Origin of the sequence: Mesorhizobium sp. M0317, from assembly GCF_040321555.1 — a bacterium.
GTDB lineage: Bacteria > Pseudomonadota > Alphaproteobacteria > Rhizobiales > Rhizobiaceae > Mesorhizobium.
Map to the genome: position 1 here is coordinate 62200 of NZ_JAMYRV010000024.1, position 13966 is coordinate 76165.

General features: G+C 62.8%; 13 protein-coding genes. 8 read left to right on the forward strand and 5 right to left on the reverse strand.

Annotation, left to right across the window (positions count from 1 at the left end; all coding sequences use genetic code 11):
- The first annotated feature begins 253 nt into the window (after positions 1-253).
- The 3 genes from acnA to NKI88_RS17920 all read left to right on the forward strand — a co-directional run bounded on the left by acnA (position 254) and on the right by NKI88_RS17920 (position 5100).
- Entirely contained in the window at positions 254-2944 is a 2691-nt protein-coding gene (gene acnA, locus NKI88_RS17910; protein WP_352656393.1) for an aconitate hydratase AcnA, read from the forward strand.
- Between the two features lie 406 nt (positions 2945-3350).
- Positions 3351-4130, forward strand: a complete 780-nt coding sequence (locus NKI88_RS17915; protein WP_023683845.1) for a DUF1223 domain-containing protein — start codon at positions 3351-3353, stop codon at positions 4128-4130.
- A 583-nt stretch (positions 4131-4713) separates the two neighbouring features.
- Positions 4714-5100 carry a DUF2794 domain-containing protein gene (locus NKI88_RS17920; RefSeq protein WP_023683844.1) on the forward strand — a complete coding sequence of 129 codons (387 nt, stop codon included), beginning with the start codon at positions 4714-4716 and terminating at the stop codon, positions 5098-5100.
- A gap of 110 nt (positions 5101-5210) precedes the next feature.
- Here NKI88_RS17920 and NKI88_RS17925 read toward each other — a convergent pair whose 3' ends face one another.
- The 4 genes from NKI88_RS17925 to NKI88_RS17940 form a co-directional block, all read right to left on the reverse strand.
- Complete coding sequence (locus NKI88_RS17925) at positions 5211-5801, reverse strand: GNAT family N-acetyltransferase (protein ID WP_352656395.1); 591 nt, start codon at positions 5799-5801, stop codon at positions 5211-5213.
- 116 nt (positions 5802-5917) lie between these two features.
- Positions 5918-6658, reverse strand: coding sequence for a Bax inhibitor-1/YccA family protein (locus tag NKI88_RS17930; RefSeq protein ID WP_352656397.1), 741 nt, complete (start codon positions 6656-6658; stop codon positions 5918-5920).
- A 239-nt stretch (positions 6659-6897) separates the two neighbouring features.
- Positions 6898-9447, reverse strand: coding sequence for an ABC transporter permease (locus tag NKI88_RS17935; protein WP_352656399.1), 2550 nt, complete (start codon positions 9445-9447; stop codon positions 6898-6900).
- Positions 9447-10148 carry an ABC transporter ATP-binding protein gene (locus tag NKI88_RS17940; protein ID WP_352656401.1) on the reverse strand — a complete coding sequence of 234 codons (702 nt, stop codon included), beginning with the start codon at positions 10146-10148 and terminating at the stop codon, positions 9447-9449. The genes NKI88_RS17935 and NKI88_RS17940 overlap by 1 nt, the downstream gene beginning before the upstream one ends.
- An 86-nt stretch (positions 10149-10234) precedes the next feature.
- Here NKI88_RS17940 and NKI88_RS17945 point away from each other — a divergent pair, with 86 nt between their 5' ends.
- Positions 10235-10897, forward strand: coding sequence for an arylesterase (locus NKI88_RS17945; RefSeq protein ID WP_488505155.1), 663 nt, complete (start codon positions 10235-10237; stop codon positions 10895-10897).
- 273 nt (positions 10898-11170) lie between these two features.
- Positions 11171-11767 carry an RNA 2',3'-cyclic phosphodiesterase gene (gene thpR, locus NKI88_RS17950; protein ID WP_023671722.1) on the forward strand — a complete coding sequence of 199 codons (597 nt, stop codon included), beginning with the start codon at positions 11171-11173 and terminating at the stop codon, positions 11765-11767.
- Here the strand turns inward: thpR and NKI88_RS17955 are convergent.
- A complete protein-coding gene (locus NKI88_RS17955) occupies positions 11671-12198 on the reverse strand; it encodes a low molecular weight protein-tyrosine-phosphatase (RefSeq protein WP_352656403.1) in 528 nt (175 codons plus the stop codon). The genes thpR and NKI88_RS17955 overlap by 97 nt on opposite strands.
- A 104-nt stretch (positions 12199-12302) precedes the next feature.
- On the opposite strand from NKI88_RS17955, the gene NKI88_RS17960 reads away from it, so the two are divergent.
- The 3 genes from NKI88_RS17960 (at position 12303) to NKI88_RS17970 (ending at position 13901) form a co-directional block, all read left to right on the forward strand.
- On the forward strand, positions 12303-12599 hold the full coding sequence (locus NKI88_RS17960; protein ID WP_023698863.1) for a 4a-hydroxytetrahydrobiopterin dehydratase: 297 nt from the start codon (positions 12303-12305) through the stop codon (positions 12597-12599).
- A 119-nt stretch (positions 12600-12718) separates the two neighbouring features.
- Positions 12719-13081 carry a YkvA family protein gene (locus NKI88_RS17965; protein WP_023805922.1) on the forward strand — a complete coding sequence of 121 codons (363 nt, stop codon included), beginning with the start codon at positions 12719-12721 and terminating at the stop codon, positions 13079-13081.
- 316 nt (positions 13082-13397) lie between these two features.
- Positions 13398-13901 (forward strand): invasion associated locus B family protein, encoded by a 504-nt coding sequence (locus NKI88_RS17970; RefSeq protein WP_023671718.1) that lies wholly within the window; start codon positions 13398-13400, stop codon positions 13899-13901.
- The last annotated feature ends 65 nt before the right edge of the window (positions 13902-13966 follow it).

Genomic DNA, 13966 nt, shown 5'->3' on the forward strand with positions numbered 1-13966 from the left:
AGCTGCCGCATCGCACAAATTTGCTCCGCAACTGTCTAGAACTATTCCAGAAAATTCTCTATATGCGGGACATCCGTGCCAGCGGTCGGCACGGGAACAGAATTTGCGCCGAACCAGCGCACGCGCCGCCTTGAACGGCTCGGGTTGGCTGGGAACGGACAGCGGAAATGGCCGTACCCGCACCTTTGCGCGTGATTGCATGCCCATCGGCGTCCGTTCCCTTTCAGGCTGAACAGACAAGGACGGACCGCACGTGTCAAAATCCCTCGACAGTTTCAATTGCCGCCGCACCCTCACCGTGGGTGGCGCGGACTATGTCTATTACAATCTGGTCGAGGCCGAGAGGAACGGCCTCACCGGCATTGCCCAGCTGCCTTATTCGATGAAGGTGCTGCTGGAAAACCTTTTGCGCAATGAAGACGGCCGCTCGGTCACCAAGGACTCTATCCAGGCTGTGGCCGGCTGGCTGACCGACAAGGGCACCGCCGGCGTCGAGATCGCCTATCGCCCCGCGCGTGTCCTGATGCAGGATTTCACCGGCGTCCCGGCGGTGGTCGACCTGGCCGCCATGCGCGACGGCCTCAAGGCGCTCGGCGGCGATCCGCAGAAGATCAATCCGCTGGTGCCGGTCGACCTCGTCATCGACCACTCCGTCATCGTCGACGAATTCGGCACGCCACTGGCCTTTGCCAGGAATGTCGAGCTCGAATATGAGCGCAACGAAGAGCGCTATAAATTCCTGAAATGGGGCCAGCAGGCGTTCCGCAATTTTCGCGTCGTGCCGCCCGGCACCGGCATCTGCCATCAGGTCAACCTCGAATATCTCGGTCAGGTCGTCTGGACCAACACGGAAGACGGCGAAACCACCGCTTATCCCGACACCTGCGTCGGCACCGATTCGCACACCACCATGATCAACGGCCTTGGCGTGCTCGGCTGGGGCGTCGGCGGCATCGAGGCCGAGGCGGCGATGCTCGGCCAGCCGGTTTCCATGCTGTTGCCCGAAGTCATCGGCTTCCGCCTCACCGGCAAACTCAGGGAAGGCATCACCGCCACTGACCTGGTGCTGACCGTCACCCAGATGCTGCGCAAGAAGGGCGTCGTCGGCAAGTTCGTCGAGTTCTTCGGCCCGGGCCTGTCCAACATGACGCTGGCCGACCGCGCCACCATCGGCAACATGGCGCCAGAATATGGCGCCACCTGCGGCTTCTTCCCGGTCGACGGCGAAACCATCCGCTACCTCACAATGTCGGGCCGCGACGAAAGCCGCATCGCACTGGTCGAGGCCTATTCGAAGGCGCAAGGCATGTGGCGTGACGCCGGCTCGGCCGACCCTGTCTTCACTGACCTGCTCGAACTCGAGCTCGACAGCGTGGTGCCGTCGATGGCAGGTCCCAAGCGCCCCGAAGGCCGCGTTCCGCTCGAAGGCATTCCGGCCGGCTTCGCCAAGGCGATGGAGACCGAGTACAAGAAGGCTGTCGAAATCCACAAGCGCTATGCCGTCGAAGGCACCGACCATGATCTCGGCCATGGCGATGTCGTCATTGCCGCCATCACGTCCTGTACCAACACCTCCAACCCGAGCGTGCTGATCGGCGCCGGCCTCTTGGCGCGCAACGCCAACCGGCTCGGCCTCAAGCAGAAGCCGTGGGTGAAGACCTCGCTGGCGCCGGGCAGCCAGGTGGTCGCCGAATATCTGGAAAAGTCCGGCCTGCAGAAGGAGCTCGACCAGATCGGCTTCAACCTGGTTGGTTTCGGCTGCACCACCTGCATCGGCAATTCCGGCCCGCTGCCGGCGCCGATCTCCAAGACCATCAACGATAAGGGCCTGATCGCCGCCGCAGTGCTCTCCGGCAACCGCAACTTCGAAGGCCGTGTTTCACCTGACGTGCAGGCGAACTATCTGGCGTCGCCGCCGCTGGTGGTAGCCCATGCTTTGGCCGGCACCGTCACCAAGGACCTGACCACCGAGCCACTCGGCGAAGGCCGCGACGGCAAGCCGGTCTATCTCAGGGATATCTGGCCGAGTTCGGCCGAGATCCAGGAGTTCATCGAGAAGAACGTCACACGTGAGCTATTCGCCCGCAAATATGCCGACGTCTTCAAGGGCGACGAATACTGGCAGAACGTCAAGGCGCCGGAAGGCCAGACCTATGCCTGGGACGACAACTCGACCTATGTGCAGAACCCGCCCTATTTCGCCGGCATGACCTCCGGTTTCGGCAAGATCGGCGACATCAAGGGCGCGCGCGTGCTCGGCCTGTTCGGCGACAAGATCACCACCGATCACATCTCACCGGCGGGTTCGATCAAGGCCGCTTCCCCGGCCGGCAAATACCTCACCGACCATGGCGTCGGCGTTGCCGACTTCAACCAGTACGGCACAAGGCGCGGCAACCATGAGGTGATGATGCGCGGCACCTTCGCCAACATCCGCATCCGCAACCACATGCTGGGCGAGAACGGCCGCGAGGGCGGCTACACCATCCACTACCCGTCGAAGGAAGAGGAATCGATCTACGACGCGGCGATGAGATACAAAAAGGAAGGCGTGCCGCTGGTCATCTTCGCCGGCGTCGAATACGGCAACGGCTCCTCGCGCGACTGGGCAGCTAAAGGAACGAATCTCCTCGGTGTCCGTGCCGTCATCGCCCAGTCCTTCGAGCGCATCCATCGCTCCAACCTGGTCGGCATGGGCGTCATCCCCTTCGTCTTCGAGGAAGGCACCTCATGGGCCTCGCTCAACCTCAAGGGTGACGAGCTGGTCGAGATCGACGGCATAAGCACCATCAAGCCACGCCAGACAATGATCGCCAAGGTGACTTATGGCGACGGTACCGTGAAGAACGTGCCGATCATCTGCCGCATCGATACGCTGGACGAGCTCGACTACTTCAAGAATGGCGGCATTTTGCAATACGTGCTGCGCGATCTGGCCGCGTAGCGGCCAGGGCTTAGGCAGTAGGGATTGGGCGGTAGCGGGGAACGACATCCCCTACTCCCTACTCCCTACTCCCTACTCCCTACTCCCTACTCCCTACTCCCTACTCCCTACTCCCTACTCCCTACTCCCTACTCCCAGTCTTTCGAAAGCATTGCCCGACCCGATCGAAGCTCCGCCCTGTACGACAGGAGTAAAAACCGGCTGGGCTCAGCAAGATCTGCCCCACGCTCATGATGCCATGCTCCCGATCGAACCGGGCGGTGAAGTGCTCCGCCTGTAGGGGCCATACCCATGGTTGCGGCAGCAAAAATTTCACCGCAACGTGACTTCCCGTTGACTGTCGCTTCTGCCACAAATCTGGGCAACCAGAACAAGGTCGGCGTCACCGGCGGGAATCGGAACGATCATGGCACCTCGACACCCTCTGCGGCTTGCGGCTTTTGCGCTGGCCTTCTCGGCGCTTGCCGGGACCGGGTTCGCCGAGGAATCGGGAACGACCCAGACCGACAAACCGCAGATTGACAGGCCTTTGGGCGTGGTCGAGCTGTTCACCAGCCAGGGCTGCAATTCCTGCCCGCCGGCGGACGCTTTCTTTGCCGAGCTCGCGGCCAAGGACAACGTCGTCGCGCTCGCCTACCACGTCAATTACTGGGACTATCTCGGCTGGCAGGACACGCTGAGCAGCAAGGACAATACCGACCGGCAATATGACTATATGCGCGCCTTCGGCACCCGCTCCGTCTACACGCCGCAAGCCGTCATCAATGGTCGCAGCCATGTTAACGGCGCCAGCCGCAAGGAGGTCGACGGCGCGCTTGCCCGCATGGAGAAATCCGGTGAAGGCATGCGGGTCAGCGTCAAGGTCAGCCGCACCAGCGATCGCGTCATGATCGATGCCGGCGACGCCGGTAGCGGCCCGAGCGACGCCCATGTCGTCATCGTCTATTTCGAACCACCGCAGACGGTGACCATCGCCAAGGGCGAGAACACCGGCCGCAGCATGACCTACTGGAACGCCGTCACCGGCATCCAGACCGCCGGCATGTGGCACGGCAAGGCGCAGCGCTACGAATTGCCGATGACCGAGATCGCCAAGAAAGGCGGCTGCGCCGTGCTGCTGCAGTCGGTCGGCAAGGACGGCCTGCCGGGGCCTATTTTGGGCGCTGCGTTTATTCACAAGCCTTAAGAGGCCCCCTCATCCGGCCGCTCTCGGCCACCTTCTCCCCGAGGGGAGAAGGGGCTGAATCAGCGCTGGCGCGAACTCCTCTCCGCTCGGGGGAGGTCGGATTGGCCCGAATTGCTGTTGCAATTCGGCTGGCAATCCGGGTGAGGGGATGCGCCCGCAAACTGGGCACCGCAGCCTCCGGCAAATTCTTCAAGCAGCCAAAAACAAAAAAACCGACGTCAGCTTGCTTCTGACGTCGGTCATTTAGGTTTTGGGATCGTCGCACCCGGTCTCTCCCTGAGGAAAGTCCGAGGTTGGTTCGATCCGACGCAGACCCGTGGGCGGGGGGCTTGGGGTTTACGAGCCGGTGCCGGACCGAACCGTCTCAGGCAACGCCGGTAAATTCGTCGGACATTGGGGCATGAGCGCGGATAAAAAAAGGCGGAAATGTGGCGAGGCATCACCAATTCAAACACCGCGTTTTATAAAAGTGACTGGACGTTGCGAAAACAGCGCGGTCCCGGGATGGTTAGCCGGGCCTTGCAATTCCACGGCGAACACGCCAACTTCTGCAAGCGAGATTCATTTTCAAAGGGATCGCGGGATGACCGATCGCAGCGGTGGGACGGAGGATGGGGACGCATCCGCAATATTGATCCCGCTGCACGAGGCGCGACGCGAACGCCTCGACCAGCCGGTCCGTTTCGACCGGCGTGAACTCGACGAGATCCTGAGGCTGTACGGACGCATGGTCGCCGCCAACGAATGGCGCGACTATGCCATCGATCATCTGTCTGATCGGGCTGTGTTTTCAGTCTTCCGCCGGGCCAGCGAAGTGCCGCTGTTCCAGATCGTCAAGGATCCGAAACTGGCACGCCGGCAAGGCGCCTTCGCCGTCATCGCCGCCGGTGGCCGAATCCTCAAGCGCGGCCAGGAACTCGGTCGCGTGCTCAACGTCTTCGATGCTAAGCTGAAGATTGTCCAGGCCTAATTGAAAATTGGGGAATTGAAGAGCTGAAGAATTGAAAAAAGAGGATGTAACGGTCGAAATACCGCCGGGTTTGTTCTCAGCTATTCGGATCCTCAATTCTTCAGTTCTCTTCAGTTCTCCTCAATTCCCCTCCTCAGGCTCTCACGAAACTTCCGCTCCGGCAGCGAATGTGGATCGGGCGGAACCGTTACGCCGCCATTGAGCGACAGCTGCATGAACACCGTGTCAAGCCAGCGCCCATGCTTGTAGCCGGAGCCTTCCAGGCGACCGGAATGGCGAAAGCCGAGCTTTTCATGCAGCCGCACCGAGGCGCTGTCTGGATTGCCGTCGCCGATCACCGCGACGATCTGGCGAAAGCCCGCCATACGGCAGGCTTCAATCAGCGCCTGCATCAGCAGCAGCCCGACGCCCTGGCCCTTCGCATCAGGCGCGACATAGACGGAATCCTCTACGATGAAGCGGTAGGCCGGGCGCGGCCGGAACGCGCCGGCATAGGCGTAGCCGAGCAGCGCGCCATCTCGTTCCGCCACCAGATAGGGAAAGCCCCCCGCCGTCAGGCTGTCGAAGCGCCCACCCATCTCAGTGCGGCTGGGCGGCTCCAGCTCATAGCTCGCGGTGCCATGCGTCACGGCATCGCCGTAGATCTCGGTGATTCGGCCGAGGTCGCCTTCCAAGGCCGCGCGGATGGAAATAGTGCTCATGTTTATGCAGACGATTCATCTGCCTCCATGACAGCAAAGGCCGGCACAAAAGAAAAGGGCGGCCGTTGGCCGCCCTCTTGATATCAGCTGGTCCAGTTGCCTGATGGGAAGACCGCCTAGCGGCGATCGCCCATGAACTGCAGCACGAACATGAACAGGTTGATGAAGTCGAGATATAGCCTCAACGCGCCCATGATCGCCTTGCGGCCGGCAACGTCGGCCTGATCGCCTTCGTAGTACATTTCCTTGATGGTCTGCGTGTCATAGGCGGTGAGCCCGGCGAAGATCAGCACGCCGATCGCCGAGATGGCGAAGCCGAGCGCCGACGACTGCAGGAAAATGTTGATCAGCATGGCGATCACCAGGCCGACCACGCCCATGACCAGGAACGAGCCGAAGGCCGAAAGGTCGCGCTTGGTCGTGTAGCCGTAGAGCGACAGCGCGCCGAAGGCGGCCGCCGTGGCGAAGAAGGTCTGGGTGATCGACGCGCCGGTGTAGACCAGGAAGATGGTCGACAACGACAGGCCGACCAGGCCCGAATAGACCCAGAAGGTGGTTTGCGCCGCGGCCACGCTCATCGACTGGATCCTGAACGACAGGAAGAAGACGGCGGCGAGCGGAGCCAGGATGACCACCCAGCGGAAGGCGCTGGCATAGATCAGCGTGCCGAAAGCGGTCAGCTGTCCGTCGCCGGTGACGGCGAGCTGGAAAGCGCCCCAGGCGGCGACGCCGGTGATGAGGAGGCCAAGCCCCATCAAATTGTAGACCTTGAGCATGTAAGTGCGCAGGCCTTGGTCAATGTCGGCGCGCGCGCCCGGCACGGCCGAAGTCTGGTAGTTGCGAATGGGCTCAGCCATTGGAATCCTCTGTTGCTTCTGCCCCATACGGTGTCAGGCCCTTTTGGACCTGGGCGCCGCTGGCGGGGCTCCAGCATGCCTGTGGCGAAATATGATGGTTCTTGACGTCAAGAACAAGACCGTAACGGGCTGCAACGCTTGGTGAATCTCCGGAAGCCGGTTTTCTTGGGCTTCCATGACTGCACATTACCAAGATTTAATCGGAAACGGCAGATTCGGCCAACCTTGCCGTTTGGGGCCTAGAGGTCGCGCAGCACCGGCGCCGCCTTGTGCCCGAGCACCCCCCAGGTGCCGGCAAGGCCGATGCCGACCGTGATCACCAGCGCAAACACCAAGGTCGCCACTGCCACCTCCGGCATGAAATGCGACGGCAACGTCATGATGCGGGCAACGATGTACCAGGCGGCGATGCCGCCGGCAGCCAACGCAAACACCGCGGTGGCCAGGCCGATCAGCATGTATTCCAGCGAAAACGCCGCGATCAGCGTGCGCCTCGTGGCGCCCAGCGTCTTCAGCACCACGGCATCGTGGATGCGGGCGCGATTTCCCGCGGCGAGCGCGCCGGCCAGCACCAGCACCGAAGCGATCAGCGCCACGCCGGCCGCCGCCCGGATCGCCGTGCCGAGCTGGCCGACCAGCCGGTTGACGACATCGAGCGCGTCCTTGACCCGAACTGTCGTCACCGCCGGGAGGGCGCGGGTGACGGCGTTAAGCAGGCGGGCATCCTCTGCTGCCGTGGCATCCTTTTCGGTCAGCGTCGCCAGCCAGCCATGGGGCGCGCCTGCAAAAGTATTAGGCGAGAACACCATGACGAAGTTGATGCCCATCGTCTCCCATTGCACCTCTCGGAAATTGGCGATCCTGGCCGTCACATTGCGTCCGAGCACATTGACGGTGACGGTATCGCCGAGCTTCAGGCCGAGCGCCTTGCCTTCATCGTTGGAGAACGAGACCAGCGGTTCGCCGCTGTAGTTCTCCGGCCACCAGCTGCCCTCTGTCAATGTCGCATTGGCCGGCTGTTTGGCGTGGTAGGTCAGGCCGCGATCGCCGCGCAGCACCCAGGCGCCTTCCGATGGCACATTGGCCTTGTCGACACTAACGCCGTTCAGCGCCATCACCCGGCCGCGCAGCATCGGCACCTTGACCAGCGTTCCCTTCGGCGCCTCTCTGCCGATCAGTGTCGAGAAGGCATCGACCTCGCTATTCTGGATGTCGACGAAGAAGAAATTCGGCGCCCGTTCCGGCAGACTGCCGGAGATCTGCTGCCTGAGATTGCCGTCGATCAGCGCCAGCGTCACCAAAAGCGTCAGCCCGAGGCCCAGCGACAGCACGACGGACGGCGTCAGCGCGCCGGGCCGGTGGATATTGCCGATGGCGAGCCTGAGCGCGACCGAGCGCACACGCGGGCTTTTGCGCGCCACCCACTGCACCAGCGCACCGACCAGGCGCAACACCAGAAAGGCAAAGATCGTCGCGCCGACGAAGATCAAGGCGATGCGCCGGTCGCCGGAAAACAGGATGGCGAGCGCCGCCAAAGCGAGCGCGATGCCGACCGCCGTGGCAAGATAGGGCAGGCGTGGAAAGCCGCGGCCCTCAAAACCCATTTCGCGAAACAGCGCGGTCGCCGGCACATCGCGGGCGCGGCCGAGCGGCAACAGCGCGAAGGCAAGCGTCACCAGCAGCCCGAACAGCGCCGCCATAGCCAGCGCGTCCGGATAGAGACCGCCTTGCGCCGGCACCGGAATGACCGACTGAAGCGCCGCACTCGCCGCAAACGGCATGGCGGCGCCGAGGATGAGGCCAAGCGCGATGCCGAGGCCGGCGATCATCAGGATTTGCACGAGATAGACGGTGAAGACGAAGCCGCCCGAGGCGCCAAGGCTCTTGAAGGTGGCGATGACGCCGCGCTTGCCGTCGAGATAGGCGCGCACCGCATTGGCAACGCCGACGCCGCCGACCACCAGCGCCGTCAGCCCGACCAGCGTCAGGAATTGCGAGAAGCGCTCGATGTTGGCCGACAGCGCCGGCGCCGCATTGGAACGCGTGCGGATCGACCAGCCGGCTTCAGGGAAATCGCTCGCCGCCCGATCCTGGATGGTCTTGAGATCGGCCTCGCTGGCGCCGGCCGGCAGCCGAACCTTGTAGGCATTCTCGACCAGGCTGCCCGGCTGGATCAGGCCGGACGCGGCAAGCCCCGCGGTCGAGACCATCAGCCGTGGCGCGAAGCCGAAACCGTCCGACACCGCATCCGGTTCGCTCACCAGCCTGGCCCGCAATTCGAATGTCGCGCTGCCGACCTTCAGCCGGTCACCGATCTTCACATTCAGCCGGTCGAACAACAGGTCGGGCGCGGCGGCGCCAAAGACGCCTGATTTCTCGTCGAACAAATCCTTTCTGCCAAGCTGCGGCGCGGTATCGAGCGCGCCATAGAGCGGATAGGCGTCGTCGACGGCCTTGGCCTCAACCAACGCCTGGTCGGAGCCGTCATCCAGCCGCGCCATCGAGCGCATATTGGCGCTGTGCGACACAGTGCCGAGGCGGTCGAGGAAGGTGTTTTCGGCTGGCGTCGCATCGCGCTGGTTGAGCTGGAAGCGCAAGTCGCCGCCAAGCAGCGTCTGGCCCTGGTCTGCAACGCCTGCGGTGATCGCCTGCGCCACCGAATTGACCCCGCCGATTGCAGCGACGCCGAGCGCAATGCAGGCAAGGAAGATCAGGAAACCCGACAACCCGCCGCGCATCTCGCGCAGCGAGAAGCGGAACGCGAGCTTCAGCGTCTGCGACAGTGGCATCAGGCCGGCACCTTGACCTGCGCTACCGGCGCATCCTCGATGCGGCCCGAGCGCATCGACACCTGGCGCGAGCAGCGCGCCGCAAGGGCCGGATCGTGCGTGACCAGCACCAAGGTCATGCCGCGCTCGGCCGCCTTGGCGAACAAAAGGTCGGCAACCTGCCGCCCCGTCGCCTGGTCGAGATTGCCGGTCGGCTCGTCGGCGATGAGAATGCGCGGCGACGGCGCCAGCGCGCGGGCGATCGCCACGCGCTGCTGTTCGCCGCCGGACAGCTCGCCCGGATAGTGGGTGACGCGGTCGCTCAAGCCCACCGCTGCCAGCTCGCGCGCCGCGACACCGAACGGATCGGCATGGCCGGCCAGTTCCAGCGGCACCGCGACATTTTCGAGCGCCGTCATGTTGGGAATGAGATGGAACGACTGGAAGACGATGCCGATGTTTCGGCCCCGAAACGATGCGGTCTCGTCCTCGCTTTTGCCGTTCAGCAATTCGCCGGCGATCCGCACCGTCCCCGAATCGGCCCGCTCCAGCCCGGCCAGCACCATCAGCAAGGTCGACTTGCCGGACCCCGAAGGGCCGACGATGCCGGTCGCCTCGCCGCGCGTCACGTCCAGGCTGACGCGTTTCAGCACATGCACTGAGGAAGCGCCTTGGCCAAGGGTCAGGGATACGTCTTTCAGCTCGATGACGGCTTCTGTCACAATTAAAGCGTCCTATATCAGGATGAAGGCTCTGCTTGCCGGAAGCCGTCGCCGGAAGAATTCCTCGGGTATATGGGGCCTGCCACATGTCTTTCAAACGCAAGATATCTTTCAAACGCTTGAATGCCGCGGGGCTAGTCCTTTTCGTCACCCTTTGCGGCGCCATTTCGTCGGTTCGCGCCGAGACGTTCACCATCGTCGGGTTCGGCGACAGCCTGATGGCCGGTTTCGGCCTCGGGCCTGGCGATGGCTTTACCGACAAATTGCAAGCTGCGCTGCGGGCCAAAGGCCATGACGTCACCGTAGCCAACGCCGGCGTTTCAGGCGACACCTCGAGCGGCGGCTTGGCACGGCTTGACTGGTCGGTACCGGATGGTACAAGGCTGGTTATCCTCGAACTCGGCGCCAACGACATGCTGCGCGGCGTCTCGCCCAGCATCACGGAAAAGAACCTGGACGACATGCTGGCGAAGCTGAAAGCGCGCAAGATCGCGGTGCTTTTGGCCGGCATGCGCGCCGCTCCCAATCTCGGCGCCGACTACCAGAACGCCTTCGATGCGATCTATCCAAAGCTGGCCGCGAAATACGATGTGCCGCTCTATCCGTTCTTTCTCGATGGCGTCGCCGGACAGTCCGGCCTGCAGTTGGAGGACGGCCTGCATCCCAATCCGAAGGGCGTCGCAGTGATGGTCGAGCGCATCCTGCCCGCCGTGGAGAAGGCTGTTGCGGCAGTTCAGGGTGGCGGTTGAACGCCGGCCTGACGAGAATAACGCGGCGTTCGCCTCGCGCGAACTTTGAAACAAAAGACCGGGCTGCCGATGACCCGAGTCATTCATGCTGCGCTCGAAGAGCATATGCAGCATCTGGGTAATGCAAGCGCCGAAGCGGCACGGCAATAGTGCTTATTCATCGCTTGGAGGCGCCTGTTCGTAAAAATGCCTGCAACCAACAAACCACTTGCCCCGTTTGACTATCGATGATTCGCTAGGGGCACAGTTCGATTCGAGGAAGGGAGGCTCACCATGCCGCGTCTTTTCACCGCCCTCGAAATACCGCGTGACGCCGCTCTTTCGCTGTCCCTGCTCAGGGGCGGCCTGCCCGGAGCCCGCTGGATCGATGTCGAAAACTACCATCTGACGCTGCGCTTCATCGGCGACGTCGAAGGCCATATCGCCGACGAAATCGCCAACGCGCTCGACCGGGTGCACCGCCCATCCTTCTCGCTCACCCTGTCCGGAGTTGGCGCTTTCGGCCAGAAGAAGCCGCACGCCGTCTGGGCCGGCGTCTTCGCCTCGCCCGACCTTTCGGCGCTGCAGAGCGAAATCGACCGCATCTGCCAGCGGCTCGGCCTGCCCGCCGACCCGCGCAAGTTCACCCCGCATGTTACGCTGGCACGCTTGCGCAATTCGAGCCCGCTCGACGTCGCCCAGTACCTGTCGGCGCGCGGCAATTTTGCGACGCTACCGTTTCGCGTCGGCCGCTTCGTGCTGATGTCGTCGCGCGATTCGGTCGGCGGCGGTCCCTACATTGTCGAGGAGGCGTGGCCGCTCTCCGGCGTCGACGCCCGCGCCACCAATCTCGTCGCCAGCGCCTCCGACGCTTCGCGGATCATGCGGTAGACCGAAGCGAACGCTTCGGCCCCGTCATAATAGGGATCCGGCACGTCGCGGGTTTTGCCCTGCGCAAACTCTGCCAAGAGATGAATACGTTCGCGCCCACCGGCCGGCGCCAACGCCTTGAGGTCGCGGACATTCTGCCGATCCATGCCGAGGATCAGGTCGAAGCGCGAAAAATCCCCCGGCCTGACCTTGCGTGCCCGCTGCCCTGATATGTCGATGCCGTGGCGGGCCGCAATCGCGATCGAGCGCGGGTCGGGCGCTTCGCCGAGGTTCCAGCCGCCGGTCGCCGCAGAGTCCAGCACAATATCGTCCAGCACCATGTCGCGGCCGCGCTCCGCCAGCACGGCGCGAAACACGCCTTCGGCCAGGGGTGAACGGCAGATGTTGCCGAGGCAGACGAAGAGTATGGAATTTATCGGCTTTACGCTCATTCGATATGCGCCGTTCGTGCATTTGGAAGCCCAAAACGCAAAGGACTTTTGGGCGACTTGCATTATGGTGAGGGTCGATATCTGGGATAGCACGGGAAATCATCATGAAGAGAGAGAAACTCAGCAAGGACGCCATCGCCGCCGCACTGGCCGAACTGCCTGGCTGGTCGCAGGCAGCCGATGGCGCCTCTATCAAGCGCAGCTTTGTCTTCAAGAATTTTTCCGAAGCCTTTACCTTCATGACCCGCGTCGCGCTGGCCGCCGAGAAGATGGACCATCATCCCGACTGGTCGAACGTCTACAAGACTGTCGACGTGACGCTCAACACCCATGATGCTGGCGGTGTCACCGCGCTCGACATCGCGCTCGCCAAGAAGATGAATGGGTATGCAGGCGGCTGAACGCTGGGGCGGCAACGCCAAATCGGCGCCATCCTCTTGCAGTGGACCGGGACTTTCACCACATTTTCTGTGGCGGCCGCGCGCAACGCGTAGCGCGACGGCCGGCAAGGAGAGGATTGATGGCGCAGCAGCCCGGTTTTGATTTCTTCGGCTTCGGCAGCAAGCTCGGCGACGAAAGTGAAGTGCGCGCCAAATTCTGGCGCACGGCCAAGAAGGCCGCCCGACAGATTCCGTTCATGGAAGAGGTCGTGGCCGGCTATTACTGCGCGCTCGACAGGAAGACGCCTTTGCGTGCCAAGGGCATATTGATGGCAGCGCTTGGCTATTTCGTGCTGCCGGTCGATGTCATCCCCGATTTCGTCTTCGGCCTCGGCTTCACCGACGACATCGCCGTGCTGACCGCCGCGATCACCGCCGTAAGCGCCCATATCACCCCTGCGCACCGCAAGGCCGCCAAGGAGGCGATCGCCGACAAGAGCTGAATCGGCGGTCGCGTTAACAACTGGGTTCAGAAGAAATCCTCCGCTCAAACAGGACGATAGCGGCTTGGCTTCGGGTTCCGCTGCGGCCGTTCAAAAAGTCAAACTCTTGCCGCTTTCGTGGCCTCCAAGTCGCCGCAGGGACATTGCGAAAAGCCGTTTTTTCAAGAAGTGGCGCGGAAATGGCGGCGGTTTCCATGGGTGAATGTCCTTTTCCGAGGGAAATTCACCGTTTGGTAACCCAGATTAAATCAAAATGAAGCGACGGGCAGGACGCCAAGCCGGCCTGCCCCGCACCATTTGGAATACGGGAAAAGCGATGCGCGGATTGATTGCACTAGTCTCGAGCCTGGTCCTGGTGGCCTTTGCCGCGCCGGCGCTGGCGCAGCAGGCGACCAAGATCGGCCAGCACAATGCCTGGGGCACCTACAGCTACCAGGCGCAGGGCGGCAAGGTCTGCTATGTGCTCACCGTGCCGACCGACAAGCAGCCGCCGACGCTCGATCACGGCGACATGTTCTTCTTCGTCAGCCAGCGCCCGGGCCAGCAAGTGTCCTACGAGCCGCAATTCATCGCCGGCTACACATTCCAGGAAGGCTCCAAGGCCACCGTCACCATCGACAAGAAGACGTTCTCGATGTTCACCCGCGGCAAGTCGGCCTGGGTCGAGAACGCCGCCGAAGAGCCTGTGCTGATCGCCGCCATGAAGACTGGCACCGACATGAAGGTCTCGGCGAAGTCTGGCCGCGGCAATCCGACGACCTATGTGTTTTCGCTGAAAGGCATCTCGGCCGCGCTGACGTCGATCGCCAAGTGCAAGTAGGCTAGCGCGGTTCCCGCCGCATGACTCTCGCCGCAACCTGTGCTATGCGCCGCGCTTCTTTTCGG

Excerpts from the sequence above, each read along its gene's own strand:
- NKI88_RS17965 (WP_023805922.1), top strand. The coding sequence starts at position 12,719 with ATGGCGCAGCAGCCCGGTTTTGATTTCTTCGGCTTCGGCAGCAAGCTC.
- NKI88_RS17960 (WP_023698863.1), top strand. The coding sequence starts at position 12,303 with ATGAAGAGAGAGAAACTCAGCAAGGACGCCATCGCCGCCGCACTGGCC.
- NKI88_RS17955 (WP_352656403.1), bottom strand. The coding sequence starts at position 12,198 with ATGAGCGTAAAGCCGATAAATTCCATACTCTTCGTCTGCCTCGGCAAC.
- NKI88_RS17970 (WP_023671718.1), top strand. The coding sequence starts at position 13,398 with ATGCGCGGATTGATTGCACTAGTCTCGAGCCTGGTCCTGGTGGCCTTT.
- thpR (WP_023671722.1), top strand. The coding sequence starts at position 11,171 with ATGCCGCGTCTTTTCACCGCCCTCGAAATACCGCGTGACGCCGCTCTT.
- NKI88_RS17925 (WP_352656395.1), bottom strand. The coding sequence starts at position 5,801 with ATGAGCACTATTTCCATCCGCGCGGCCTTGGAAGGCGACCTCGGCCGA.
- NKI88_RS17930 (WP_352656397.1), bottom strand. The coding sequence starts at position 6,658 with ATGGCTGAGCCCATTCGCAACTACCAGACTTCGGCCGTGCCGGGCGCG.
- NKI88_RS17915 (WP_023683845.1), top strand. The coding sequence starts at position 3,351 with ATGGCACCTCGACACCCTCTGCGGCTTGCGGCTTTTGCGCTGGCCTTC.
- NKI88_RS17935 (WP_352656399.1), bottom strand. The coding sequence starts at position 9,447 with ATGCCACTGTCGCAGACGCTGAAGCTCGCGTTCCGCTTCTCGCTGCGC.
- NKI88_RS17945 (WP_488505155.1), top strand. The coding sequence starts at position 10,235 with ATGTCTTTCAAACGCAAGATATCTTTCAAACGCTTGAATGCCGCGGGG.
- NKI88_RS17920 (WP_023683844.1), top strand. The coding sequence starts at position 4,714 with ATGACCGATCGCAGCGGTGGGACGGAGGATGGGGACGCATCCGCAATA.